The sequence below is a fragment of the Acidisarcina sp. genome (assembly GCA_035539175.1).
In the GTDB taxonomy this organism is placed as follows: domain Bacteria; phylum Acidobacteriota; class Terriglobia; order Terriglobales; family Acidobacteriaceae; genus JANXZS01.
The window spans coordinates 1,197,744-1,222,126 of record DATLIY010000007.1 but is presented as its reverse complement, the minus strand read 5'-3'; the positions used below and the strand labels follow the sequence as shown (position 1 = coordinate 1,222,126).

At 59.8% G+C, this 24,383-nt stretch carries 23 protein-coding genes; 8 read left to right on the top strand and 15 right to left on the bottom strand.

Features of this window, described 5'->3' with window-relative positions; translation table 11 throughout:
* Positions 1-14: 14 nt before the first annotated feature.
* The 3 genes from VM554_07850 to tldD are packed head-to-tail and all read right to left on the bottom strand — an operon-like array spanning position 15 to position 3,361.
* Positions 15-1,391, bottom strand: coding sequence for a TldD/PmbA family protein (locus tag VM554_07850; GenBank protein ID HVJ08283.1), 1,377 nt, complete (start codon positions 1,389-1,391; stop codon positions 15-17).
* A complete protein-coding gene (locus VM554_07845) occupies positions 1,352-1,891 on the bottom strand; it encodes a hypothetical protein (protein HVJ08282.1) in 540 nt (179 codons plus the stop codon). The genes VM554_07850 and VM554_07845 overlap by 40 nt, the downstream gene beginning before the upstream one ends.
* Before the next feature lie 27 nt (positions 1,892-1,918).
* Positions 1,919-3,361, bottom strand: coding sequence for a metalloprotease TldD (gene tldD, locus VM554_07840; GenBank protein HVJ08281.1), 1,443 nt, complete (start codon positions 3,359-3,361; stop codon positions 1,919-1,921).
* A gap of 434 nt (positions 3,362-3,795) precedes the next feature.
* Between tldD and bstA the strand changes: the two genes are divergently transcribed.
* Together bstA and VM554_07830 are read left to right on the top strand one after the other, a co-directional pair.
* Positions 3,796-4,332 (top strand): bacillithiol transferase BstA, encoded by a 537-nt coding sequence (gene bstA / locus VM554_07835; GenBank protein ID HVJ08280.1) that lies wholly within the window; start codon positions 3,796-3,798, stop codon positions 4,330-4,332.
* A 95-nt stretch (positions 4,333-4,427) separates the two neighbouring features.
* Positions 4,428-6,047: a hypothetical protein gene (locus tag VM554_07830; GenBank protein HVJ08279.1), complete on the top strand. Its 1,620-nt coding sequence runs from the start codon at positions 4,428-4,430 to the stop codon at positions 6,045-6,047.
* A gap of 61 nt (positions 6,048-6,108) precedes the next feature.
* Here VM554_07830 and dusB read toward each other — a convergent pair whose 3' ends face one another.
* Complete coding sequence (gene dusB / locus VM554_07825; protein HVJ08278.1) at positions 6,109-7,332, bottom strand: tRNA dihydrouridine synthase DusB; 1,224 nt, start codon at positions 7,330-7,332, stop codon at positions 6,109-6,111.
* Between the two features lie 141 nt (positions 7,333-7,473).
* Entirely contained in the window at positions 7,474-7,716 is a 243-nt protein-coding gene (rpmE, locus tag VM554_07820) for a 50S ribosomal protein L31 (protein HVJ08277.1), read from the bottom strand.
* A 154-nt stretch (positions 7,717-7,870) separates the two neighbouring features.
* On the opposite strand from rpmE, the gene VM554_07815 reads away from it, so the two are divergent.
* The 3 genes from VM554_07815 (at position 7,871) to VM554_07805 (ending at position 9,420) form a co-directional block, all read left to right on the top strand.
* Positions 7,871-8,149, top strand: a complete 279-nt coding sequence (locus tag VM554_07815) for a type II toxin-antitoxin system RelE/ParE family toxin (GenBank protein HVJ08276.1) — start codon at positions 7,871-7,873, stop codon at positions 8,147-8,149.
* A 29-nt stretch (positions 8,150-8,178) separates the two neighbouring features.
* Positions 8,179-8,472, top strand: a complete 294-nt coding sequence (locus tag VM554_07810) for a HigA family addiction module antitoxin (GenBank protein HVJ08275.1) — start codon at positions 8,179-8,181, stop codon at positions 8,470-8,472.
* Positions 8,473-8,658: 186 nt separating this feature from the next.
* Positions 8,659-9,420 carry an ATP-binding protein gene (locus tag VM554_07805; GenBank protein ID HVJ08274.1) on the top strand — a complete coding sequence of 254 codons (762 nt, stop codon included), beginning with the start codon at positions 8,659-8,661 and terminating at the stop codon, positions 9,418-9,420.
* A gap of 79 nt (positions 9,421-9,499) precedes the next feature.
* On the opposite strand, the gene VM554_07800 is transcribed toward VM554_07805, so the two are convergent.
* Complete coding sequence (locus tag VM554_07800) at positions 9,500-9,667, bottom strand: hypothetical protein (GenBank protein HVJ08273.1); 168 nt, start codon at positions 9,665-9,667, stop codon at positions 9,500-9,502.
* 219 nt (positions 9,668-9,886) lie between these two features.
* On the opposite strand from VM554_07800, the gene VM554_07795 reads away from it, so the two are divergent.
* The gene (locus VM554_07795) at positions 9,887-10,438 is read left to right on the top strand and encodes a DUF2393 family protein (protein HVJ08272.1); all 552 of its coding nucleotides are present in this window, start codon (positions 9,887-9,889) and stop codon (positions 10,436-10,438) included.
* 309 nt (positions 10,439-10,747) lie between these two features.
* The gene (locus VM554_07790) at positions 10,748-11,638 is read left to right on the top strand and encodes an OmpA family protein (GenBank protein HVJ08271.1); all 891 of its coding nucleotides are present in this window, start codon (positions 10,748-10,750) and stop codon (positions 11,636-11,638) included.
* A 215-nt stretch (positions 11,639-11,853) separates the two neighbouring features.
* Here VM554_07790 and kdsA read toward each other — a convergent pair whose 3' ends face one another.
* The 4 genes from kdsA to VM554_07770 all read right to left on the bottom strand — a co-directional run bounded on the left by kdsA (position 11,854) and on the right by VM554_07770 (position 17,638).
* The gene (gene kdsA, locus VM554_07785) at positions 11,854-12,663 is read right to left on the bottom strand and encodes a 3-deoxy-8-phosphooctulonate synthase (GenBank protein HVJ08270.1); all 810 of its coding nucleotides are present in this window, start codon (positions 12,661-12,663) and stop codon (positions 11,854-11,856) included.
* Between the two features lie 82 nt (positions 12,664-12,745).
* Positions 12,746-14,413: a CTP synthase gene (locus VM554_07780; protein HVJ08269.1), complete on the bottom strand. Its 1,668-nt coding sequence runs from the start codon at positions 14,411-14,413 to the stop codon at positions 12,746-12,748.
* Positions 14,414-14,645: 232 nt separating this feature from the next.
* A complete protein-coding gene (locus VM554_07775) occupies positions 14,646-17,264 on the bottom strand; it encodes a TonB-dependent receptor (protein ID HVJ08268.1) in 2,619 nt (872 codons plus the stop codon).
* Positions 17,265-17,329: 65 nt separating this feature from the next.
* On the bottom strand, positions 17,330-17,638 hold the full coding sequence (locus tag VM554_07770; GenBank protein HVJ08267.1) for a hypothetical protein: 309 nt from the start codon (positions 17,636-17,638) through the stop codon (positions 17,330-17,332).
* Positions 17,639-17,712: 74 nt separating this feature from the next.
* On the opposite strand from VM554_07770, the gene VM554_07765 reads away from it, so the two are divergent.
* Complete coding sequence (locus VM554_07765; protein HVJ08266.1) at positions 17,713-18,717, top strand: hypothetical protein; 1,005 nt, start codon at positions 17,713-17,715, stop codon at positions 18,715-18,717.
* Between the two features lie 6 nt (positions 18,718-18,723).
* Here the strand turns inward: VM554_07765 and VM554_07760 are convergent, their stop codons facing one another.
* The 5 genes from VM554_07760 to VM554_07740 form a co-directional block, all read right to left on the bottom strand.
* Positions 18,724-19,803 (bottom strand): sensor domain-containing diguanylate cyclase, encoded by a 1,080-nt coding sequence (locus VM554_07760; protein ID HVJ08265.1) that lies wholly within the window; start codon positions 19,801-19,803, stop codon positions 18,724-18,726.
* Positions 19,804-19,885: 82 nt separating this feature from the next.
* Positions 19,886-20,962 (bottom strand): GTP 3',8-cyclase MoaA, encoded by a 1,077-nt coding sequence (moaA, locus tag VM554_07755; protein ID HVJ08264.1) that lies wholly within the window; start codon positions 20,960-20,962, stop codon positions 19,886-19,888.
* Between the two features lie 128 nt (positions 20,963-21,090).
* Positions 21,091-22,869 carry an electron transfer flavoprotein-ubiquinone oxidoreductase gene (locus tag VM554_07750; protein HVJ08263.1) on the bottom strand — a complete coding sequence of 593 codons (1,779 nt, stop codon included), beginning with the start codon at positions 22,867-22,869 and terminating at the stop codon, positions 21,091-21,093.
* A 93-nt stretch (positions 22,870-22,962) separates the two neighbouring features.
* Positions 22,963-23,952 (bottom strand): electron transfer flavoprotein subunit alpha/FixB family protein, encoded by a 990-nt coding sequence (locus VM554_07745; protein ID HVJ08262.1) that lies wholly within the window; start codon positions 23,950-23,952, stop codon positions 22,963-22,965.
* Positions 23,953-24,025: 73 nt separating this feature from the next.
* Positions 24,026-24,292: a hypothetical protein gene (locus VM554_07740; GenBank protein HVJ08261.1), complete on the bottom strand. Its 267-nt coding sequence runs from the start codon at positions 24,290-24,292 to the stop codon at positions 24,026-24,028.
* Between the last annotated feature and the right edge of the window lie 91 nt (positions 24,293-24,383).

Below are 24,383 nucleotides of genomic sequence, written 5' to 3'. Positions count from 1 at the left end.
CGCGGCGCTATCGTTTACGCTCCGGCGATGGTCATGCCCTCGATCCGTAGGGTGGGCGAGGCGACGGAGCCGCGAAAGACCAGGTCGTTCGCAATCGCAGAGATATTCTGGAACATATCCTTGAGGTTCCCGGCAATCGTGATCTCTTCTACCGCGTAGGTCAGCTCGCCGTTTTCGATCCACAATCCGGTTGCGCCGCGGGAGTAGTCGCCGGTCACCATGTTCACCCCAAAACCCATGAGCTCCGTGATATACAGGCCGGATTTTACGTCCTGGAGAAGCGCTTCGGGGGTCAGGTTGCCAGGCTTGAGAAACAGGTTTCCGGGGCCAATGCCGGGATTGCCCGCAAGGCCTCGCGAGGCGTTCCCCGTGCTCTGCATGTTCAGTTTGCGAGCGGTGTAGGTGTTCAGCAGGTAGTTGCGTAGAACGCCATTCTCGACGACTACGGTGCGCCGAGTCGGCAGGCCCTCGCCGTCAAAGGGAGAGGTGCCGAAGCCTCCCGGTATGGTGCCATCGTCGATGACGTTGATCGACTCGGCGGCCACCTTTTCCCCCAGCTTCCCGGTAAAAAATGAAGCGCCGCGATAGATGCTGTCGCCATTCGCGGCCTCGAAGATGTTGCCGATCAGCGACCGCGCCATCTCCGGGGAAAACACAACGGGAACCCGCTGCGTAGGCACGCGACGTCCATTGAGGCGGCGGATCGTGCGCCGCGCCGCTTCGATTCCAACCGATTCCGGCGACTCCAGCTTAGCCAGTGTGCGCGCGACCGAGTACCAGGAATCGCGCTGCATGCCGCCTTCTTGATCCTGCGCGATAGGAGAGGCGGAAACCGAACAGTAGGAGCTGCGATTCTCGCCGAGAAAGCCGCGCGAGTTCGCCAGAACCTTGTATCCCATCGCCGCATCGAAGCTGCCGCCGTCGCTGTTCTGGATGCGGACATCTGCCGCCATGGCCGCGTCTTCGGCGCGCCGGGCATAGGCGATGCGCTCCTCGGTGGGGAGGGAGTAAACGTCCTCGTAGAACAGGCCAAGATCGCCAGAGAGCATCCCGTAAGCACCATCTTCGGGCATGCCGGCAAACGGGTCTTCCGAGGTCACACGCGACAGCGAGATCGCTCCAGAGACAAGATGTGCGATGCCTGCGGGAGAAAAGTCGCTGGTGCTGGTGCTCGCCGTGCGCTGTCCCGCGAAAACGCGCAGCCCCATGCCGCGAGAGCCGGACTCCTTCAGGGATTCGACCTGTCCCATGCGCACGGCGGTCGAGAACTCATCACCCTCAGCCACTACGACCTCGGCATCTGTCGCACCGGCCTTCATGGCCTGCGCGACGACGTCGGCGGCGAGTTGCTTCAGATCAACGGACGACTTGGCTCGTGCTTCGATACCCACTCTCGAATCTCCTCTGGAACGCTCCATTTGCCATCTTTCGCAGCCTGTACCAGCTGGGCTACGGTAATTTCCTGCATGCCGGGCTTCTCCGGCGGCGGGCTCATGCGCAGGGCAATCTTTACCGCTGCGAAGATTACGATAAAAATACCAAAGACGGTTACAAATCCCATCAGCGCGGAAAAGTGGGGAAACATGGCCCACTCCAGCAGGCCAGCACTGGCCGCCACGGCCATCGCCAGCCTGGTTCCCTTGCTGAGCTCGATCCGTTCCCGGCGGAAGTAAAAGAACCAGTTCGCCCATAGTTCCGTCAGGTCAACGTGAAACTCATTGCCATAGTCCTTGAAGAACCGCGCGGCGCGATCGCCCTCCATGTCGAGATCGGCCTTCAGGCGATAGCCAGGGTCGATCTCATCTGCATCGCAGTGGAGCCCCTCGCACAGCATCAGCTTGATGCGCCATTCGAGATCGCGTTTTTCCGTGATGGAAATGACCGTCGGCATTGGTTCATCTCTCTAGGAGCGAGATATTCAGTTGCCTGTTCCACCCACCGTCATCTTGTCCAGCTTGATCGTAGGCATGCCCACGCCGACCGGAACGCTCTGTCCATCCTTGCCGCAGGTGCCGATACCTTCGTCGAGCTCGAGATCGTTGCCTACCATCGAAACGTACTTCAGCGCCTCAGGGCCGCTGCCAATCAGCGTCGCGTCGCGCACTGGAGCCGTGATTCTGCCATCTTCAATCAAATAAGCTTCCGATGCGGAGAAGACAAACTTTCCGTTGGTGATATCCACCTGGCCGCCGCCGAAATTCCTCGCGTAGAGGCCACGCTTGACGCTGCGAATAATGTCCTCCGGGCTGTCGTCGCCCGCAAGCATGTAGGTATTCGTCATGCGTGGCATGGGGATGTGCTGATAGCTCTCGCGGCGCCCGTTGCCGGTATCCGGAAGGCCCATCAACCGCGACGAAAGCTTGTCGCTGATGTACCCGCGCAGGGTGCCGTTTTCAATCAGCACCGTCTCCTGCGTGGGCGAGCCTTCATCGTCCACGTTCAGCGATCCGCGGCGTGAGGGCAGCGTTCCGTTGTCCACGACCGTCACCTTGTCGCTGGCCACCTTCTGCCCGATCAGCCCGGCAAACGCGGAGGTTTTCTTGCGGTTGAAGTCGGCTTCGAGGCCGTGGCCTACCGCCTCATGCAGCAGCACCCCCGGCCAGCCCGGACCAAGCACCACCTGCATCTCTCCGGCGGGAGCCGCCACTGCGTTGAGTTGCAGAATAGCCTGCCGCGCGGCCTCCTTCGCAAAATGCTCTGGCGTCTTTTCGGTCTGGAAGAAGTCGATCTCGACGCGTCCGCCGCCGCCTGCGCTGCCGCGAGTGGTGCGGTCGCCATCCTTGGCGATCACGAATACATTCAAGCGCGCCATGGGCTGCACGTCGCTGGCAAAGGTGCCGTCGGAGGCCGCGACGAGGATGCGCCGCAGCTCCTCCGCATAGCTCGCGCGGACCTGAACAATGCGGGGATCGTAAGCGCGTGCTGCGTGGTCGGCGCGCATCACCAGGTCCAGCCGCGCGGCCAGATCCACGTCCATCTCGATCGCGGGAATGGGGTACAGATCCGGTTTCTTTGTTTCGTTGAAGCCGCTGACAATCTGCTTTGCCGGGCCACTGGCGATAAGCGCCGCTGTTCGCGCGGCGCGCAGCAGGCGATCGGCGGAGAGATCGTCGGTGTAAGCATATCCGGTGCGCTCGCCAGAGACGACCCGCACGCCGCACCCTGCGCTTACGCCCTGGCTGGCAGACTTGACCAGGGACTCATCCACGCCGATCGAAGTTGCCGCAACCGACTCAAAATAAAGATCCGCGTAGTCTCCACCGGCAGAGAGCGCCTCCCCCAGACAGCGCTCCAGCAGCGCTTCCGTGAGTCCAAACTTGCTATAGAAGAATTGCTTTTGGTCGATTATCGGAGCTGTCATGGGCACCCTTCGCGATCCGGGCATGTCTTTGGCGCCGCGCGAGCTTTGATTCTAGACGTTGCCGGGCCAAGCGGTAAACCGGCGCCGGAGACATTGCACGTTCAGATTCACCGCGTGGAATTCAACGCTACAGGTGCGGGTTTTCTTGTTACGCTTGAAGTATGAAAAAGATGTTGCTGTTCGCACTCGTGTTGCTCGTTTCGTCGTCCGCATTCGCTAAAACGCATCACCATCGTCACCATCACCGTCAACACGCCCAGGTAGCTGCCCAGCAGCCGGCGCAGTAGCCTTCGCGCGTCCATAAATCTTTCTAGAAGCGGAGTTCGCTGTTTTTCTGGTGCCTCGATCGCAGCGGCGGGCTCCGTTTTTAGCTGAGAATGCTGAGAGGACCGGACGCGGCGACTTTTTGCTCCGCATCGTGCTACCTTTTTCGCATGAGCACCGACGTCCTCGACTCCCTTCGTTATCCCATTGGAAAATTTCAGAAGTCCACAATTGATCCGGCCCAGCGCCCGGCATCGATCGCAACTCTGCGCGCCCTGCCCTCCGCCCTGCGCGAAGCCGTATCCGGCCTCAGCGATGCGCAGCTCGCCACTCCCTACCGCGACGGTGGATGGACAGTTCTGCAGACGGTGCACCACCTCGCCGACAGCCACTTGAACGCCTACTCGCGTTTCCGCCAGGCGCTTACGCAGGATTGGCCGACGATCTACGCCTATGACGAGGCCAAATGGGCGCAGCTCGCGGATGCGCATACCGCGCCGGTTGCGTTGTCGCTGGAGCTCCTCGATGGCCTCCATGCCCGCTGGACCCTCCTGCTGGATTCGCTGAAAGATGCGGATTTCGAACGCGGGTTTGTCCATCCGGAGAATGGCCGGCAGACGCTGGAGCAAGGCGTAGCCATCTACGCGTGGCACAGCCGCCATCACACGGCTCACATCACCGAACTGCGCAAGCGCAATCACTGGTAGACCTCTAGACGCAATCTGGTACAGCGCGGCCAGCTGGTTCGCCCGGCTCGCCGCGCCCGCCTGCAAAACACTTGCATTGGCAGCGGCTTGCTTCGATGATCAAAGCCATGCCTCCGGTAAAGACAGACGCCTCTCCCGCGGAGCTTGCGCGGTCACTCGAGCAATTTTTGGCCGAGCATCCCGGCGCGGCCTTGTATGAAGATGGCCGCCTGCTCTTTGACATGCGGACGGCTCGCTACTCGCTCTCGGCGGAGCATGGGCGCTGTACGCTGCACCTGTGGTCGGACGAGCGCAACCTGGTGCGCACCATCGTCGGGCTGGAGCCGCGCAAAGGAATGCTGCGCCTCTCGACCACGCGATTTGGCCAGACACGCCCGCAAACCCTGCAACTGGCAGCGGATCGCGACCAGCGCACCCCTTCTACCCGTAACGCCGCCAGAACCCGGTATCTGCGCCTGCTGGAGCGCGTGCTGGGACGCAGTTTTCCTGATTTCAAAGTGGATGGCATGCGCACGGCAGCGGATCTGGAGCACAGCTTCGGTCCGGCGTACGCGCGTGGCTACCTGCTGCGCGGAACCACCGCATTCGCGGTCATCGGCGTCAACGCGGGAGAGTCGCAGGCCACTATCGATGGCGTGCTCACACTCGGCATCCTGTGGCTTGCCTATTGCCGGGAGCATGGCGGCAGCCGCCGTCTCATCCAAGGCGTAAAGGTCATCGTTCCCGCTGGAAGCGCGGAACTGACGCGCTCGCGCATGGCGGCCCTCAATTTTGCAATGGCTCAATGGGAGCTATTTGAGCTGGACGAGCAGCGGGAAGCACTCACTCCGGTCGAGCTCCACGACGGCAACCTGCAGATGCGCATGACGCACGCCTTCCGCCCCGATGCGGCGCTCGAGCGCTGCCGCGAATCCGTGGCGCGGCTGCTTGCGCTGCTCCCCGGCGATATGAGGGGCCGCGTGCAGGTGCAGCCAAGGAGTCCGACGGAGGTGGCATTTCTATTGCATGGGCTGGAGTTTGCCCGGGCGCGGCAAGACTTCAGCGGCAACTCCTTTGCGCGCGAGGAGCAGTTGACCTTCGGCGCGGGCGCGAATGAGACGCCGTTAAATGAGGAGAACGAATCCCTGTTCGTCGATCTGCTCCAACGCCTCTCCGCCAGCCGACGGCCGGGAGGCAGCACCCGCGATCCTCTCTATCGCCTGCAGCCAGAGCGGTGGATGGAGTCCGTATTGAAGGATTCGCTCGGCGAGATTCTCCCCGGCATTCAGGGGCAGTTTCTGTACACGCAGGTGCCTGCTTTTGCGCGAGGCGACCGCGGCATGCTCGATCTGCTTTCGGCGGATAGAAACGGGCGCCTGTTGGTGATCGAGCTCAAGGCGGAAGAAGATCTGCATCTGCCCCTGCAAGGGTTGGACTACTGGCTGCGCGTGCGTTGGCTGAACCAGCAGGGGCGGGAACAGGGAGGCATCGGCGACTTGGAACGCAATGGCTACTTCATCGCTGCAGACGCGATGCCGCAATCGCAGCCGGCAATCTCCGCCGCCCCGCCGCTGCTCTGTTTTGTCGTGCCTGCCTTGCGGATTCATCCGGCCAACGAGGTGGTGCTCCAGTATCTTGCGCCGGAGGTGGAGTGGACCATCGTCGCGCTCGCCGAGCATTGGCGCGAGCGGCGTACCGTAGTCTTCCGCAAGCATGGCGGCTCTGCAACACGGTAGGGCGTATCGACAGATAGGGATGGCTGCCGACGGGGGACCGCTCCCCTCAGCTCGAGCTCGATCAGTCGCCGCAGGTCAGCGCGGTGGTATCGCGGAAGGGGTAGGGGTCTCCCGCGAGGAACTCCTGCGGAACACGGCTCTCGTCTCCATTCCCCGCGTCTTCATGCCCGGCGAAAAAGCGGTCCACCACTTCGAGCACCGTCTCGCCCGTCTTCGATTCGTAGATTGCCTTGCGCAGCGCAGCGCCGCCCACCACGCCATGGGTAAACCATGTGGCAAACTGCTTCATCTTGCCCGCGGTCTCCTCCACATGGCCTTCGTCCAGCAACATCTGGAAGTAGCTACGGATCATGCGGTAGCGATCCTGATTGGTCGGCTGATCGTAGCGTCCGAGCGCGGTGTATTGCGCAATCTGGCGAAAGATCCATGGGTTCGACGGTGCGGCACGGCCAATCATCACGGCATCGCAGCCAGTCCTGGCCACCATCGCGCAGGCGTCCTCCGGCGTGCGGATATCGCCATTGCCCACCACGGGAATGCGCACCGCATCCTTTACCGCCGCGATGTACTCCCAGCGCGCCTGCCCGGCATAGCCCTGTTCGCGCGTGCGGGCATGCAGAGAGACGGCGTTCAGCCCGCTCCGCTCCGCCAGCCGCGCAAGATCTACGCAGACAATTTGGTTGTCATTCCAGCCCATGCGGAATTTGACGGTGAAGGGAATCGTGACCGCAGCCCGCACCGCCTCAAAAATCTTCCCGATTAGCGGAAGATCACGCAGCAGGCCGCTGCCCCCATTGCAGTTGACGACACGCTTGGCCGGGCAGCCCAGGTTCAGGTCCACCATGTCAAAGCCCGTCGCCTCCACAATACGCGCGGCTTCGGCGAGCGTTTCCGGATTCGACCCGAAGATCTGTGCGGCGATGGGATGCTCATCTTCGTAGAAAGTGAGGTAACGCTTGCGCTTCGTCTCCCGCATCCGCGAAAGCCCGTCGGCGGAGGTGAACTCCGTCATGATGAGCCCGCAGCCGGATTGCTGGTTGGTTACCGGTGCATCGACCGCCGCAGCGTCCTCCGTCTGGGCCGTGTCCTGGGTCTTGGCCGCGCCCTCCGCCGTGAAGACGCTGGCGTTGCGGATAAAGCGCCGGAAGACCGTATCCGTGACCCCAGCCATAGGGGCGAGCACCGTAGCCGGAGCAACCCGGACGCCGCCAATCTCGACGGCCGCGGGTACTCGCGTTCCTGAGGGCATGGTGTGCTCCAACGGATTGTCCCAATGTTTCTGCATGCGGTGCTTCTCTAGAGTGCGGTGATGCTTTCCGCGGCGATTGCGTTCCGGTCAGGAGCTACTTGCCCGGACTAGAAGCCAGACAGAAAAGCCTCCGCTCTTGCGGAGGCTCCTCCTCGCGAAATCCGGGAAGACGCGAAACTACTTGGCGGCCTTGGCCGCATCGGACTTGGCCGCATCGGACTTGGCGTACTTCCGGCGGAAGCGCTCGACTCGGCCGGCGGTGTCGACCAGCTTCTGCTTTCCCGTAAAGTAGGGGTGGCAGTGCGAGCAGATTTCCACGTGGATGTCGCCCTTGTGGGTCGACCGGGTCTCAAATGTGTAACCACAGGCACACACGACCTTAATCGGGTTATAACTCGGGTGAATTCCTGGCTTAGGCATGTTCGAATGAAACCTTTCCTGCAATCTTCCCATTTTATGCGACATTCCACTGCTTGGCAATGTTTTGCCCCGTCTTCAGGCTTACGCTCTCTGGTGCTAATGTCGCAGTATGATAATGCTTTGCGTTATTAACGTATAGCGTTATGATCGGCCTATGATCGTTGGTTGCAGGGATCGCGAAACAGAATTGCTCTGGAAGACCGGAAAAAGCCGGAAATTTTCTTCCATTCGCGAAGTAGCCAGCAGAAAATTGGCTATTCTGGATGCCGCGTCCGAGCTTTCGGAATTGCTTGTGCCGCCCGGGAATGGACTGGAAAAGTTAAAGGGCGATCGCGAAGGTCAACACTCGATTCGCATCAACGATCAATATCGCATTTGCTTTATATGGCGGGATAAGAACGCGCACGAAGTTGAGATAGCGGACTATCACTAGTCAAAGCGGCAAGGGGACAGGAGAGAGTGATGGATAAGACATTTGCAGTTCATCCAGGAGAGATTCTCCGACATGAGTTCATGCAGCCCATGGGCCTTACAGCCTATCGCCTGGCGAAGGAGATCAATGTACCCGTGCCACGCATCAATGACATCGTGAGAGCGAAACGATCCATTTCCGCCAATACAGCCCTGCGTCTGGCGAAGTATTTCGGCATTTCGGCGCAGTTTTGGCTCAATCTGCAGAATCGCTTTGACTTGGCTGAGGCTGCCAAAGACAAGACGATCAGCCGGGTGAAGCAGAGAGCATCGGAAGCGGCCTAAAGAAAGAGCAGTGGAAGCCTAAGAAGAAAGAACAGCGGAACAGCTTAAGAAAAAAGAACAGCGGAACAGCCTAAGAAAAAGCAGTAGAAACAGCCTCGAAAAGAATACGCAAGTGAAATCGCCACGTCCTTTCGCCTGGCCCACCGTCTTACAATCCGCAGAACTGAGATACTGTGTAGAAGATCTATGACGAAAACCTGCTCCATCTGTGGCGGTATCGGCATGCGCGTGGTTACGCGCGACGACGGAGAACGCTATGCGGAAACTTGCTCGTGCCAGGTGACCAGCCGCGGCAACCGTCTGCTGGCCAGGGCGAAGATTCCCAAGCGCTACGAACACTGTTCCATTGACAGCTATGATTCGGCCTTTCCCGGGGCGAATCGCTCGCTTGCTGCGGCTCACATGATGGCGCGGAAGTTCGTAGAGGATTACCCCACCGGAACCGAGGGGAAAGGGCTCCTGATCACTGGCTCAATCGGAGTCGGCAAGACGCATCTGGCGGTCGGCATTCTGCATTCGCTGATAACGATCAAGGGAGTTCAGGGCCTGTTTTGCGATTATCGAGAGTTGCTCAAGGAGATTCAGCACTCCTACAACCCGCAGGTCGCGATGACCGAGTTAGAGGTGCTGGACCCGATCTTCAAGGCCGAGGTCCTGTTGCTGGATGAGCTTGGTGCGCAGAAGCCCACGGACTGGGTTTGGGACACGGTTGCCCTGATCCTGAACACCCGCTACAACGACAAGCGCACCACCATCATTACCACCAACTATCCCGATCAGCCCCCGGGAGCGGTCGCTACCACTGCGGCTGCCAGGGCCATGCGGGAGGAGTCGTTGGGAGATCGCATCGGGGAGCGCATGCGCTCGCGATTGGCGGAGATGTGCGTCACCGTCGAGATGCAAGGCGGTGATTTCCGCCGGTCGGTCAGCCGGGCACGTTTCGGCTGACAATTTTTTTTGCGGAGAGCGTTTCGTTCCGGCTCAGACGCACTTTAGAAAAGCGCCTTCAGCGAAAGACGAGAAATCTTTAGACCGACATGAGTACGAGCAGAGCCGCGGCCACGATTGCGATCTGGTAGACGCAGTCGGCATTCTGTAAGGACGCACGATTGTGGGACGGTACGCCATCACCCGGCAGCGGTGAGGTCATGCGTGTCACGCCGGAACACCTTGTCGGAGTCTTTGCCTGCTTCATACTCGGCCTCACCTTCTGCCTCTCTCAAGTTGAAATACGCAAACGCACTGCATTTAGATCCCGACTCTCTTATCGGCTTAGACGCTGCCGACCTGATGGATGGTGCGGCGAAATTTCTGAACATTTCATGAATAGTTGCTGAAGGTTCCATCAATGTAACTTCCCGGTTACCGCTGGGGACGGCACCACGCAGGCAGGCGTTGTAGAATCGCGAGCATTATGGAATCGAACCAGAAGAACGACCCCGGTTTCCTCTCCAGTTCAGACGGCTCCCCAAAGAGCACCTCGCAGACCTCCTGGGTCCCCTGGGTGATTGCCGGAACAGTCATCCTGCTCGGCCTGGCTGCACTCGTTGTCTTTTCCGGCAGGCGCCAAAAGGGACCGCAGGTAAGCGGCGCCACGCTCTCTCCCGCAGATCCCTATGCCGCCTCGCTGCCGATCACTAATCTGCAGATGAGCGAGGCCTCCAACTTTGCCGGTGGCAAAGTGACGTACATCGATGGCCAGATCGCGAATACCGGCTCCCGAACCGTAACGGGAATCATCGTCCAGATCGCCTTCCACAATGACATGGGAGAGCTGTCGCAGAAGGAAACGATGGCGATGAACCTGATCCGCACACGGGAACCATACATCGATACCCAGTCGGTGAGTGCTGCGCCCATCAAGCCCGGCGACCAGCGCGAATTCCGCCTTATCTTTGACCACGTGACGATGGATTGGAATCAGCAATATCCGGAGGTTCGGATTACTGAAGTTCAGGGGAAGTAAACGGAGGAAAACAGGAGTCTTCGTGGCATTTGAATCGCAGTTGCGTGTCCCAGGATCGAGCAAAAACTTCTCGATCCTGGCCAAAAGTATTCTGTACCCCTGTGGAAAGCGCTTTCACCTTTCTGTGGAAAACGGGGAGCTCTCTGGCTAAGTATCACAAAAATAAAGTACAACAATCCCTCGTTCGATCCCCCGCCAGTTTGGTCCCCCACTTGCACTTATAGAGCGCGTACGAAGCGAATCATCGAGGAGCACATCTGTGCAATTTCGATGAGGGCGAATGGGGACGGGACAAGCATGAACACAAAAATGAGTGCAATTCTGAACCACGAAACTGTTGCCGTGCTGCTGCTGGTTGGCGCGCTGGGTGTTCCAGCGCTTGCACAAACGTCGACACCGCCACCTGCGCAAGTTCAAACCGGGACCAACAATGGCCAGGCCACTGGCACGATGAATCCCGATGATAAAAGCACCTACGCAACCGGCCAGCCTCTGGAGATGAAGTCCAACGAGGGATTCTGGGGCCACATGAACCCCTTCGCTCGCAAAAAGTGGGTGAATCGGCAGCTCAACCCTGTCAAGGACCGCTTGAATGAGCTGGATCAGCTGAATGCCAAGAATGCCAATGACATCAAGGATGTCGATAGCCGGGCTCAGCAGGGTATCCACAAGGCTCAGAGCACTGCCGATGCCGCCGCGCAACAGGCGACGGAAGCTGGCACCCGCGCTGGACAGGCGCAGCAGGTGGCACAGCAGGCCAGCACTCGCACCGATCAGCTTCACACCACGGTCTCCAACCTGGATCAGTACCAGTCGGTGACCGATACGGAGATTCACTTCCGCCCCGGCCAGAGCACGCTCAACGCCAAGGCCAAGGAAGCGCTGGACGGAATTGCCAACCAGTTGAATGGCAAGCAGGGCTACATCCTTGAAGTGCAAGGGTATTCGCGCGCTGCCGGCCAGACTGGTATCCAGAACTCCCAGCGGATGTCGAACGCCGTGGTGCGGTATCTGGTGACGGAACATCAGGTTCCCGTGTATCGCATCCATCAGCTTGCGATGGGGAACGCGAAGTATGAATCCAGCACAGGAAGCGTGCACGGAACCGTCGTCCACGTCAGCCTGATGCAGAACAGTTTAGCGGCCCTGGACTCAGCACCGAAAGATGCTAGTTCACCGTCGGGTGCAACGCAGCAGTAAGTAGTCCCTCCCCCGGGAATAGGAAGACTGCGCTGCACCCGGCCGGCAAACAAAAAACAAGAAGATGCCGGCCGCAACCAAGCTCTCACACAACGAGAGAACCAAGGCAGATTGGCCCCTCACCCGAGGGGCCCTTTTTTTGCCTGTTGTATTTTGCCCATTGTGCGGGATAGGCGACGAGCTAAAGGCTCGTCTTCGGCTGCGCGAGATTAAAGTTATTTCGCCGCGGCGTGGATCGCGAGCAGCGTTTCCAGCAGGCCGCGCAGGTATTTGAGATCAAGGGCGTTCGCGCCATCGGACTTCGCGTTGGCCGGATCGTCGTGTACCTCGAGGAAGAGGCCATCCACCCCCGCAGCGACTGCGGCGCGCGTCAGCACCGGGATAAACTCTGGCTGGCCGCCGGAGACGCCGTTAGCGGCAGAAGGGGTCTGCACGGAGTGCGTCCCGTCAAAAACCACAGGTGCCAGCTTGCGCAGGATCGGCAGCGAACGCATATCCACCACAAGATTGTTGTAGCCGAAGCTGGCGCCGCGCTCGGTCAGGAAGACCCGCTGGTTTCCTGATTCGGTAATCTTTTCTACCGCGTGCTTCATATCCCAGGGCGCAACAAACTGGCCCTTTTTCACGTTCACTGCCCGTCCCGTGGCCGCGGCGGCTGCCAGCAGGTCCGTCTGGCGGCAGAGGAACGCGGGAATCTGCAGCACGTCCACCGCCTCCGCTACAGCCGCGCAATCGGCGGCCTGGTGTACATCGGTGAGCACCGGCAGCCCCGTAGCATCGGCCAGCGAGCGCAGGATCCGGCAGCCCTCCCTGAGCCCCGGGCCGCGAAAGCTGCGCAGCGAGGTGCGGTTGGCCTTGTCGTAGGAGGCTTTGAAGATATACGGGATGCCGAGGTCCGAGGTGATGCGCTGGATGGCGTCCGCCATGGTGCGCACGTGCTTCTCGCTCTCGATCACGCAGGGGCCGGCAATCAGAAATAGCTGCTGGCCACCGACCCGGACTGGTCCTACATCAAAAGTGTTCATCTCCACGATTCAACCATAAATTGGGTTAGCCGGATGGACCGCAATTTAGGCCCATTCGGCTGAACAGCAAATTCGCTGCTCCTTACTGGTTGATCCCGGCTTCGACCTGCGGAGGAACTCTGGTTTCCGAGTGCTCCCCCCGATTCCGGTAGGAGGCCTGGATGAAAGCGTGGAAGAGCGGATGCGGCTCCAGCGGCTTGGATTTGAACTCGGGGTGGAACTGGCAACCGAGGAAGAAGGGGTGGCCTGGGATCTCGACGATCTCCACATACGTCGCATCAGGAGTGGCGCCGGTGATGCGCAGCCCGGCGCCGGTCAGGAGCGCTTCATACTCGCGATTGAATTCGTAACGGTGACGGTGGCGTTCACTGATTTCGGTCGTCCCGTAGGCTGCGAAGGCGAGGGAGTCAGGCTCCAGAACGCATTGCCACGCGCCCAGACGCATGGTTCCGCCCATCTCTTCCACACCGATCAGCTCGCGCAGCTTGTAGATGATGCGGTATGAGGTTGCCGGATCGAACTCGCTGGAGTTGGCGCCCGTCAGCCCACAGACATTGCGGGCAAATTCAATGCACGCCGTCTGCATGCCCAGGCAGATGCCGAAGTAGGGGACCTGCTTTTCGCGGGCGTAGCGAATGGCGTTCAGCATGCCCTCAATGCCGCGTTTGCCGAAGCCTCCAGGAACAAGGATGCCGTCGAAGCCCTCAAGCTGCGATTCGTAAGAGCGATCCTCGGGGGATTTGCTCTCGAGGCCCTCGGCCTCAATCCACGTAATCTCCAACTTCAGATTCTCGGCCATCGCTCCATGGACAAGTGCCTCCTTGAGCGACTTGTAGCTGTCTTCGTACTCCACATACTTGCCGACGATCGCGATCGAAACCTTGTCCTTGGGGTGGTAGCAGCGGTCCAGCAGCGCCTTCCACTCCTCCAGGTTGGCCTCCTTCGCGTCGATGTGCAGGTAGCGGAGCGCGAGCGAATCGACGCCCTCCTCGGCGAACATCAGCGGGCACTCGTAGATGGAAGGAACATCGCGAGCGGTGATGACCGCCTTCTCTTCGAGATTGCAGAAGAGCGCGATCTTGCTCTTGATGTCGGCGGAGAGGAAGCGGTCGGTGCGGCAGAGCAGGATGTCCGGCTGAATGCCGATCGAGAGCATCTCCTTGACGGAGTGCTGTGTCGGCTTGGTCTTCAGCTCCTGTGCCGCGGCAATCCACGGCACCAGGGTTACGTGCACAAAGACCGTGTTTTCGCGGCCCAGCTCCTGGCGCATCTGGCGGATTGCCTCCAGAAATGGCAGCGATTCAATGTCGCCGACGGTGCCGCCGATCTCGATGATGGTCACGTCCTGCCCCATCGCCGCGACCTTCTTCATCGCGTTCTTGATCTCGTTGGTGACGTGCGGAATAACCTGGACGGTCTTGCCCAGGTAGTCTCCGCGGCGCTCCTTGGTGATGATCTGCTCGTAGATGCGGCCCGTGGTCAGGTTGTTGTCGCGCGTCAGGTGAGCATGGGTAAATCGCTCATAGTGACCCAGGTCCAGATCGGTCTCCGCGCCATCGTCGGTAACGAAGACCTCTCCATGCTGGAATGGCGACATCGTTCCAGGATCGACATTCAGGTAGGGGTCAAACTTCATTAGATTGACTTTCAGACCGCGGCTCTCGAGCAGACAGCCGATCGAAGCTGCAGCCAGACCCTTTCCAAGACTGGACACAACTCCGCCCGTCACAAAGATGTACTTTGCCGACATTCCCGCTTCACCTTATTCTGATTGGTTTGATTGGCGTACCAGATGGGCACGTTCAAGTATCGCAGGAAGTGAAAACGATTGGAAGCAAAGAATGTGCCCGGTGCAGCAAAGATTGCCGAATAGGGACCGATAAACGTCTTATTTCCTAAAAGATAGAGCAGGGACAGAGAAATTGGGGCAGCGCTGATCTCTGCGGCTGCCCCAATTTCCCCCAGATCTCTTCTCCAGAGGCCTAGAAACTCAGCGCGAGAGACATGCTGTAGGCGCGTGACGGCACGAAATGGGTTCCGCTGAAGGTGGAGAGGAAGTTGTACAGCGCCACCTTGTTGGTCAGATTGGTCACCGTAAAGCTCAGGTTGGTCTTGTACTTATCGCGATGGAAGAGGTTATCCCAGCCCGCCGCCATGTCGACGAGGTTGCGTGGAGCGATGCGCGGTGGATTGCGGTCCGCATTCTCGGTTCCGGGTGACGGAAGGCTAATCAGCGGGGACGAGAGCTGGTTGGGCGAGCAACTGGTGAGCGGTGCGCTCAGGGTGGCTCGCTGGCCACCGCAGGAGAGCTTGATCTGGCTCTGCTGATCCGCCGTCAGGTAGGTCAGGTCTACCGGGTCGCTGGTGTTGGCGGCGTAAGGCGCGTTGCCGGCTACCAGACCGCTCTCATAACGCCAGGTAAAGGCGTACCAGCCGCCAGTCGGCCGGGGCTGGAACTGGAAGTGGGTGGTCTGCTCGAACTTCTGATCGTGATCGATGCGGAAGGGAGCGTAGGATGCCAGACCTGTTGGATTGTTGAAGAGGATGCCGCCCGACTCCGGCCCGAAGAACCGCGCCCGCGAGTGTCCCATGACGGAGTAGGCTGTGAATCCGTGATACGGGGTCAGGCTCAGGCGCAGGTCCCAGCCATCGATCTTCGATTTACGCCACTGAATCGGGAAGGTCAGCGGAGTATTCAGGAGCACATCGAAGTCATAGTCTCCCCGGGTGAACTTCCAGAAGTAGTCGCCGTCGAGGACGAGATGCCTGCCGAAGCCCTGCTCCAACCCTGCATTGAACTGGTTGCGGCTGGCTGGGGTCAATGCCTTCTCGCCAAACGCGCCGGCGTTCTGGCCCAGGCCGCCGCCTCCCGTGCTGCTGGAGAGGACGAGGTTCTCGTTGTAGGGCGTCGGCATCAGCCTGCCATATCCGAGGCGGAGAACGGTGCCGGTGGGCTTTAACTGGTAGGTGGCTCCCAGGCGCGGCTGCAGCATCGTGCGGTGCGTCAGGCCATTGTAGTTATCGTCGCGGAGTCCGAGCAGGAACTGCCAGTTGTGCCACGTCACGTTGTCCTGGAAGTAGAAAGCCTCCTGCTTCACGTCGGTGTATCCGCGAAAATCGAAGAGCTTTCCGCCTCGGGTCAGGTCGTAGGGCAGCAGGCCAGCCTGAAATCCTGGGTTGGCGACATCGCCATGGGCGGCGCACTGGGATGGTTCGGTGATGCTGGGGTCCGTAACGGCGCTGCCGGAGGCATCGAAGCACACCGCGTTATAGCTGGGGCTCGTGATTCCTACGGCAAAGCCCTCATGCAGAAATGTGTGATTCACATCGAAGCCGGTCTTGATGTTGTGAATGCCGTGGGAGTAGGAGTAGTCCACCTTGATGCCGAGGTTTCTCAGCGCGCGGTCCTGAGCCAGGGTGGCCGGCGTGTCGTGAAAGACGTCTCTGCTGGGGTAGTAGTGCGCATTGTCCTGGCGCAGGTAGGGATTGACGCTCAACAGGGCATTCTGGCTGAAGATGTGGGTCCAGAACGGCGCGAGATTGAAGCTGAAGATTTGCGAGCGCTGGTCCTGGCCCATGGCTTCCTGATCGTACTGGTTGGGAACCTGAAACCAGGATCGCGCGCCGCTCACGTTCAGGTGCAGGGAATCGCTACTGGATGGAGCAAAGTCAACCCGGTCGAAGATGGACTCGCTGTTTCCCCTGGCGTGCTTGATCTGGAACTCCGGCGGGTCGAGAAAACGGCCGCTGTTCATTCCGTCCAATGCCAGAAAATTGCCATACTTCGTTCCGCCAATTCCCAGGCCCGCGCTCAGGGTGCTCGAGCCATACGATCCGTAATTGAAGGAGAGATTGCCGGTTGGTTTCGTCGCGCCCAGGCCGGAACGGGTGGTTGTCCGCGCAACCAGGCTGGCTTTATCGCCATACTCCGCCGGAACCACGCCCGAGATCACCTCCAGAGACTGGATCGAGTTCATCGAAACCTGATTGGAGAAGGTCTTGCTCTGCTGATCGCTGATCGGCTGCCCATCCACGCTATAGCTGGTATCGGAGTGTTCGCCGAGTGGATGGAACATTCCATTGGAGTCGGCGGTGACGCCGGGGCTGGCAAGAGTAATCGCCGAACTCAGTGCCGAACTGGTGCTCAACATCGGCAGCTTATCCATGAGGGAGCGATCGAGGTCGGTATGCGCGCTGGGGTCATTCTCGACGATGTCCGAGTTGTCCGCGTCCACCGTAACAGTCGTGGATGTCGTGCTGACCTGAAGGGAGAAGTTGTGGCTCGTGGCCACGGGGCTGTGGATGCTTATGTTGTCCGACGCGGTGGAAAAACCCGGCTGGCTTACCTGGAGACGGTAGTTTCCATAAGCTACGTTGGGGATGGTGAACGCTCCGGCGGCATCGGTGGAGACGCTTCGGGAAAAGCCGGTCACCGGGTTTTGAATCTGTACGCTGGCTCCTGGGATTACGGCTCCGGTGGAGTCTGTGACCACTCCGGCGACACTGCCCGAGGTGCCCGTGGACTGCGCCAGGGCTGCGGTAGAAAATAGCGCGCCAAAAATCAAAATCAAGAATAGAAAATGATACCGATGGAACGGCATGTGGCTCCTGTCTGCTGCGGATATCTGGTCCTTATAGGCCCGGGCTTGACCCCCCAAGGGGGCATCTACGCAAGCGGCAGGGGGGGAGGACGGTTGGACAGAGAGAAGGCCACAAAACGCGCTGGAACATCTTCGGAGTACCACCTGGAATCGAAGACGCAAACAGCGGTATATACCTGCGCGGTGGCTACCTGGGCAGGTAGTGCGGAGTGAAAAGACAGGCAGATCTGGCAATGCTCAGGTGCCTTGGTCAGGGGGTGCGCATGGGCAACCTGTACGGTCGCGGCGGAAACCAGCAGCAGGATGCAGGCGATAGCCGCCCAGTGCGCCCAGCCCCAACGGGCCTCCTCGAATTGGCGTATCAGTTTCCGCAAATCGTCCCCACTAAAAGCATATAACAGAGATGCCTGCAAACTTCCCCAGGCGAACCTCGTCTAAGAGACGTCCTATGATCCGTTTTCGTTATCTCGCAATCTTTCTGGTCCTGGCAATCGTTCCCTTGCTGTCGCAGGCACCCAATAAGCGGCTGATCCTGAAGGACGGCTCCTATCAGATCACCCGCCGCTATGAAGTTGTGGGGGATCGAGTCCGCTACATAAGCGCCGAGCGCGCCGGGCAGTGGGAGGAGTTGCCCTCAAGCCTGGTGGACTGGGTGGCGACCGAGAAGTGGGCGCGGGACCATGCCCCGGGAACCGCTGACAAGGCAAATGCCGATGCTTCGCCGGGCTCCCAGGCCGCGGCGGAGATTGACAAGGAAGAACAGCAGGAACGCATGGAAGAGAATCTGCGGATGCCAACGGTTGCCCCCGGACTGCGTCTGCCGGATGAGGATGGCGTGTGGGCGTTGGATACCTTCCATGCGCAGCCGGAGCTGGTGCGCGTGGACCAGAACAACGGCGACGTGAACCGCGACCGAGCGCACAACATGCTGCGCAGCACCCTCAATCCTCTGGGCGGTCTGAAGTCGCAGATCCGGATCGACGGAGCGCGTTCCAAGGTGCAGCTTCACGTCAACGATCCCGTGCTCTACGTGAGTCTGGATACCGATCAGCCGGATACCGCGCCAACGGATGCTCTTACCGTCGAAACCAATGGGGCAGGATCCAGCAAACACGAGAAGGGGCAGAGCTCCCCCAGCAGCCGCTATGCCATTGTTCGAGCGCAGACGCGGAAGGACGTCCGTGTCATCGGCTCGGTCAACGTCAGCGCGCTGGGCAAGGTTTCCCACTCCGAGGACGTGATCGAGACCACGGCGGAGATCCTTCCGGGAAAGCACTGGATGAAGCTCACCCCCAGACAGCCGCTGGACATTGGCGAATACGCCCTGATGGAGATCGTTTCCCCGAAAGAGGTGAATCTGTCGGTGTGGGATTTCCGGATTGATCCGACGGCCCCGGAAAATCTGAATGCCCGAATGCCGGTGCAACCTCTGTCGGGCAATAGCAGGCCCTAGCAGACGTTAGATCTCAGGTAAGAGATTGAACAGAGTTGGATTGCCGGCAATGCCGACAGCATCCCGACGAGCATTTTTTACCATGTACATCGTCTCGTCCGCAGCCCCGATGACTTCGTGAATGGAGTAGCCGTCCTCGGGGAAGGTTGCCACCCCGAAGCTTGCCGAGATCCTGAGGTGCAGACCTTCGCTGGCGAGATAATCCGCCGATCGCAGCGACTGCCACAACCGCTGGGCAGTCTGCGTGGCTTCGAACTTCCGTGTACCCGGCAGCAGCACCACGAACTCATCCCCTCCATAGCGGAAGGCGGAATCGACGGAACGGACCTGCGAGCGTACGCGCTGGCCTATCTCGGCGAGCAGGCGGCTCCCTGAAAGATGTCCATACCTGTCGTTGACTTCCTTAAAGTGGTCCAGATCGATGAAGATCAAACTGAACTGATCCTTGAATCGCCGGGCGCGCTCAATCTCCTTGCCCAAGGTGGTGTAGAGATGGCGCACGTTATACAGCCCTGTGCAGTCGTCGGTAATGGTCAGCTCCTGGATGCGCTCCATGGAACGGGAATTTTCGACCGCGATGGCTGCATAGTCGCAGAGCACGTGCAGGAACGAAATCGTGTAATCCGTCAGCCTGTCCAGGCGGCAGTTGAAGAGCTGAATCACGCCAAGCGTACGCGAACGGGAGCGCAATGGGATGCACACAACCGTTCGTACTCCCGTCGAGATGGCCTCTGTTTCGGAGATAAAGCGTGGGTCCTGACCAAGTTCCGGGACAATCAGCGTCTCTCCATGCTGGGCGACCCAGCCGGCGATGCCCTCTCCGATCCTGATGCGCTTCTCGTCCAGCTTTGGATCGGGATTGCCCACGGTCACGGCATAGAAAAGATCTTTCCTGTCCTCGTCCACCAGCAGGACGGACCATGTATCCGGCTGAAAAAAGCGCTCCATCTGCTGCATGATGGCCCGAAGAATGGAGTCGCGATCGAGCGATGACGTGAGCGCGCGTGCCACGTTGTGGAAGACCATCAGGTCGTGAAGCGGACCGTCTCCCGGCAGCGGCTTGGGGTTGGCACCCATCTCGTTCATCCCTCGGTACTCGTTGTCAGAATGATTCTGCCACAGAAGGTTCGAGATTGAGCCCCCAAGTATCGTCGTAACAGGTATCGACTTAACCGCCTATGTGCACCATGCTCCGCGAGGGCTTCAGGAATCCAGGCTCGCCGATATGGTGGCGCGCTTCCTTCTTCACAATGGTTGACACAATGAAATCAGCAACTTCGGCGTCCGTTCCCCCGCGGCGTACGACGCCATACAGGTCGTGGTCCGACTGGGAAAAGAGGCAGGTGCGGATCTTTCCATCGGACGTCAGGCGAACGCGGCTGCACTGCCCACAGAAGGCCTGCGATACCGGAGCGATGATGCCCACCTCTCCGATGCCATCGTCGAAGGTATAGCGGCAGGCGGTCTCGCTGGCGTGGGTGGGCTCCAGCGCTACGACGGGGCGGAAATGGCTCAATCGCTCAATCACTTCCGCGATGGGAACCACTGTGGCGGGCGTCCAGAGCCGATCCTCTTCAAGCGGCATGAACTCAATAAAGCGGACCACGACGCCCTCTTCCCGGGCGAATCGGGCAAACCCCGGAATCTGGTCTTCGTTAAAGCCTCGCAGCAGCACGCAATTTACTTTGACGGGAGCGAGGCCAGCGCGCTTTGCCGCACGCAGTCCGGCCAATACCTGCTCAAAGCTTTTGGGAACGCGGGTGATGCGGGCGAAGGTGGCAGGATCGACCGCGTCCATGCTGACGGTAACCCGCGACAGGCCAGCATCCTTCAGCGGCTGGGCCAGCTCGGCCAGCAGATGGCCGTTGGTGGTGACGGCGATATCCAGAGGACGGCCCTCTGCCTGCCCGAGCCGGTCACCCTCAGGGGAGAAGCTCGTGCGTAAACCGGCCAGCTCGCGGACCAGATCCAGCAGCCCCTTGCGCAACAGAGGCTCGCCGCCGGTGAGCCGGACCTTCTCAATCCCCAGCGACACAAAGACGCGGATGAGCCGGAGATAATCGGCGATGGGCAGCTCGGCGTACTGCGCCCCTTCGTTGCCGGTTCGGCAATAGACGCACTTGTAGTTGCAGCGGTCGGTGATCGAAACGCGGAGATCCGTGATCGCGCGGCCGTGGCTATCCGTGAGCCGCTGCTTCGGCAGGGAAGAAGACGTCGTCGCCGCGCTATAGGCTGGTGTAGACATCGTGGCCTTTAACTTTATTCGATGCGGACGCCAGATGCCAGCTTTCAGATGGAGCTTCCTTTTACAGGGCGCGAGCCGTCAGCCCATGTGCGGAGTCTCAAAGAGCAACCTTGTGTAGATCGAGCCACTTACATGCCGTCGTAATTTGGCCCTCCGCCGCCTTCGGGTGGAACCCAGGTGATGATCTGGTAGGGGTCCATGATGTCGCAGGTCTTGCAATGCACGCAGTTGGCGAAATTGATATGGAGCTGCTTCGACGGCTTTGACGAAGCAGCACTGCCCGGCGATTCGCCATTCGTCGCAGGAGCAGCCTCTTCCACCATTTCGTATACCGCTGCCGGGCAGAAGTACTGGCAGGGGTTTCCGAACTCTTTGACACAGGTATTGTTACAAATGTTCAGATCCGAGATGACCAGGTGGGTGGGCTGGTCGTCTTCGTGGCGTGTGCCGGAGTGGTAGACGTCCGTCAGCCGGTCAAAGGTGAGCTTGCCATCTCCCTTGGCGTTGCCCAGAAAGTGCGCGCGTTTGTCGCCCCAGATGCTCAACTCGTCGGCATGCTTCATGTGCAGGTATCCGGCCGTGTTGCAGAAGTCGGGTCCGAGGTTCTTTCCTCCCAGCACCTGTTGAACGGCCACCCTGGCAAGGCCATCCACCAATCCGTATTCGAAGGCCTGATGAAAATTCCGCACAGGATACAGCTCTTCGCGAATCCAGCTTCGATCGACGCGATGTTTATAGTCGCCGAGTTGCGACGCTGATGTATTGCCGCTCAGCAAAGCGTCAAAGGCTGTCTCCGCCGCCAGCATTCCGGATTTGATCGCGAGATGGATGCCCTTCAGGCGCTGCGAATTCAGAAAGCTGGCGGAGTCTCCCAGCAGCATCCAGCCATCGCCGGCGAGCCGCGGCATGGTGAGCCATCCTCCGTAGGGAAAGCTCTTCGCGCCATAGCGCGTCATCTTGCCGCCTTCGAGAATATGGCGTGCGAAAGGATGCAGCTTGAAGTCCTGAAAGACGTGGTGCGGATCCGTGCGCGGGTCTTCGTAATCCAGGCTGACGGCGTATCCGACGGATACGAGCGTGTTCCCGTTTCCGCCGCTGACTCCATAGATCCACGCGCCGCCATACTCATGCGTGGTGAGCGGATAGCCCATGGTGTAGATCACTTCGCCCGGGGCGACGCGGCCTGCGGGAATCTCCCACAACTCCTTGATGCCGACGCCGTAAGTCTGCGCGTGTTCGGGATCTTCGAGCTTCTGCCGCTCAATCAACTGTCGTGCACAGGAGCCACGCGAGCCCTCGGCCAGCACGGTAATCTTCGCGCGCAGATCGTAACCCGGCTCAAAGTTCGCCTTGGGGCGGCCCTCCTTGTCCACGCCCTTGTCGTCGGTGCGCACGCCGATGACGCGCCCGGAGACGGAGAGATCGTCGAAGAGCAATTCCGATGCGGCAAAGCCCGTGAACACCGTGATGCCGGCTTCTTCCACCTTCTGCCCCAGCCACTTGACGAAGCGGTTGATGGAGATCACGTAGTTGCCGTGATCGCGTAGCGGCGGCGGGACGATGGGCAGTTTGTGCTGGCCCTTCTCTGTCAAAAACCAGACGGATTCCTTCGTCACCTCGCCATCGATCGGCGCTTCGCTCTCAAAGCCAGGCAGCAGTTCGCGCATGGAACGCGGATCGAGCAGCGCTCCGGAGAGACAGTGCTGGCCCACTTCTCTGGCCTTCTCCAGCAGATAGATATTGTCTTTGGCGAGAGGCGCGTCGGGGTGCGCTGCATTGTGTGCGTCAATCAATTGCGAGAGGCGCAACGCGCAGGCCATGCCCGCCGGACCGCCGCCAACGATGACGACGTCAGCCTCCATCTGCGGGCGTTCGATGCCTTCAAGCGGTTTGCGAAAGTGGATCATGGAGCCTCGCCCGTCCAGGTGTAAAGGCTGCGGTATGCATGTTTCGTGAGATGCGTAGAGATGGTTGGAGACTCTGCACCGGCGCGAGCCTGCCTATGCTCCCGCCCTGGCCTTCTTTATCTCCGCAGTCACGGCGGGCACGATGTCGAAGAGGTTGCCGACAATGCCGATATCCGCAATCTCAAAGATGGGAGCCTCCGCGTCCTTGTTGATCGCGACAATGGTGCGGGAACCCTTCATGCCGACGATGTGCTGGATGGCGCCGCTGATGCCGAGGGCGACGTACAGCTTGGGCGCGACCGTCTGGCCGGAGCTTCCCACCTGACGATCGAGTGGAAGCCATCCGTTGTCGCAGATAGGGCGCGAGGCCGCCAGTTCACCACCCAGCACTTCGGCCAACTCCTCAGCGAGAGCGATGTTCTTCTGCTCCTTGATGCCGCGGCCCACGGCGACGATGACCTCCGCCTGCGAGAGATCGACGGCCTGCTTCTCTTCCTGGAAGATTTCGTGGGGTACGACGCGGGGAGCGGCTTCTGCAACCGAAGCTGTTACTTTTTCCACGGCGGCGGAGCCGGGCTCGGCGAGATCTCCGCGAAACGCGCCGATTTGCAGCGTCGCCAGCCAGGGAGCCTCGCCCACGAAGGAGACGTCTGCCGCGAATTTACCTTGAAACATCTGCCGCGTGAAGAGCAGTTTCCCACCTTCGTATTTGTAACCGACAGAGTCCGAAATAAGCGTGCGATCGAGAGCCAGCGCGAGGCGCGGGGCAAAATCGCGCACCTGGTAGGTGTGCGGCAGCAGTACCAGTTTCGGCTGTTTCTCCGCGAAAAAATTCTTCAACGCATAGACGTAGGCGTCCGAGGTGTAGGCGGCCAGGGCGGGAGCTTCGAGTGCATACACGCGAGCAACGTTCCTGGTGGCGAGCTCGGCTGCGGCCGCGTCGAGGTTTTCTCCCACGACGACTACTTCGACCGGCCAACCTGTTTCTTTGCTTATGGCCTGCGCTGCGGCAATGGTCTCAAAAGAAGTGCGGTTCAGCTTGCCTTCCCGCTGCTCCGCAACAACGAAAATGCTATCTGCCATGGGCCCTTCTTTTTGGGGAGCAGCCAACGTGTTCTCTCCCGGTTTGTTTTCTTTTAGAGCTGCCCGCTCGTTCTTAGAACTCGGGAGATCCGCGACGCAGCCAGGTGCCGTAGGCGCCGGTGATGACGGCGATAATGCCGACCAAGACCATGTAGTACGCCATAGGATACTTCCACGTTGGTGAGTAGGTCAGGTCCTGTCCTGCCCACACCGTCAGCAGCACCGCAAAGAAGGCGCACTGGCCAGCGATCACCTGCAAGACCAGGCCCCACTGCCTGCGACGGTCAACGGCGGTCACCTGATCGGGAGTCAGGTTACGTTCTTCAAGGGGAAGATTCATGTTCGCCATCCTGCATTTCTCCCGCGCGATCCTGCCGACCGCGCCTGTTCGATTTTCGATTCTAGAGCAAATCCACCTGCTTTGTACCACT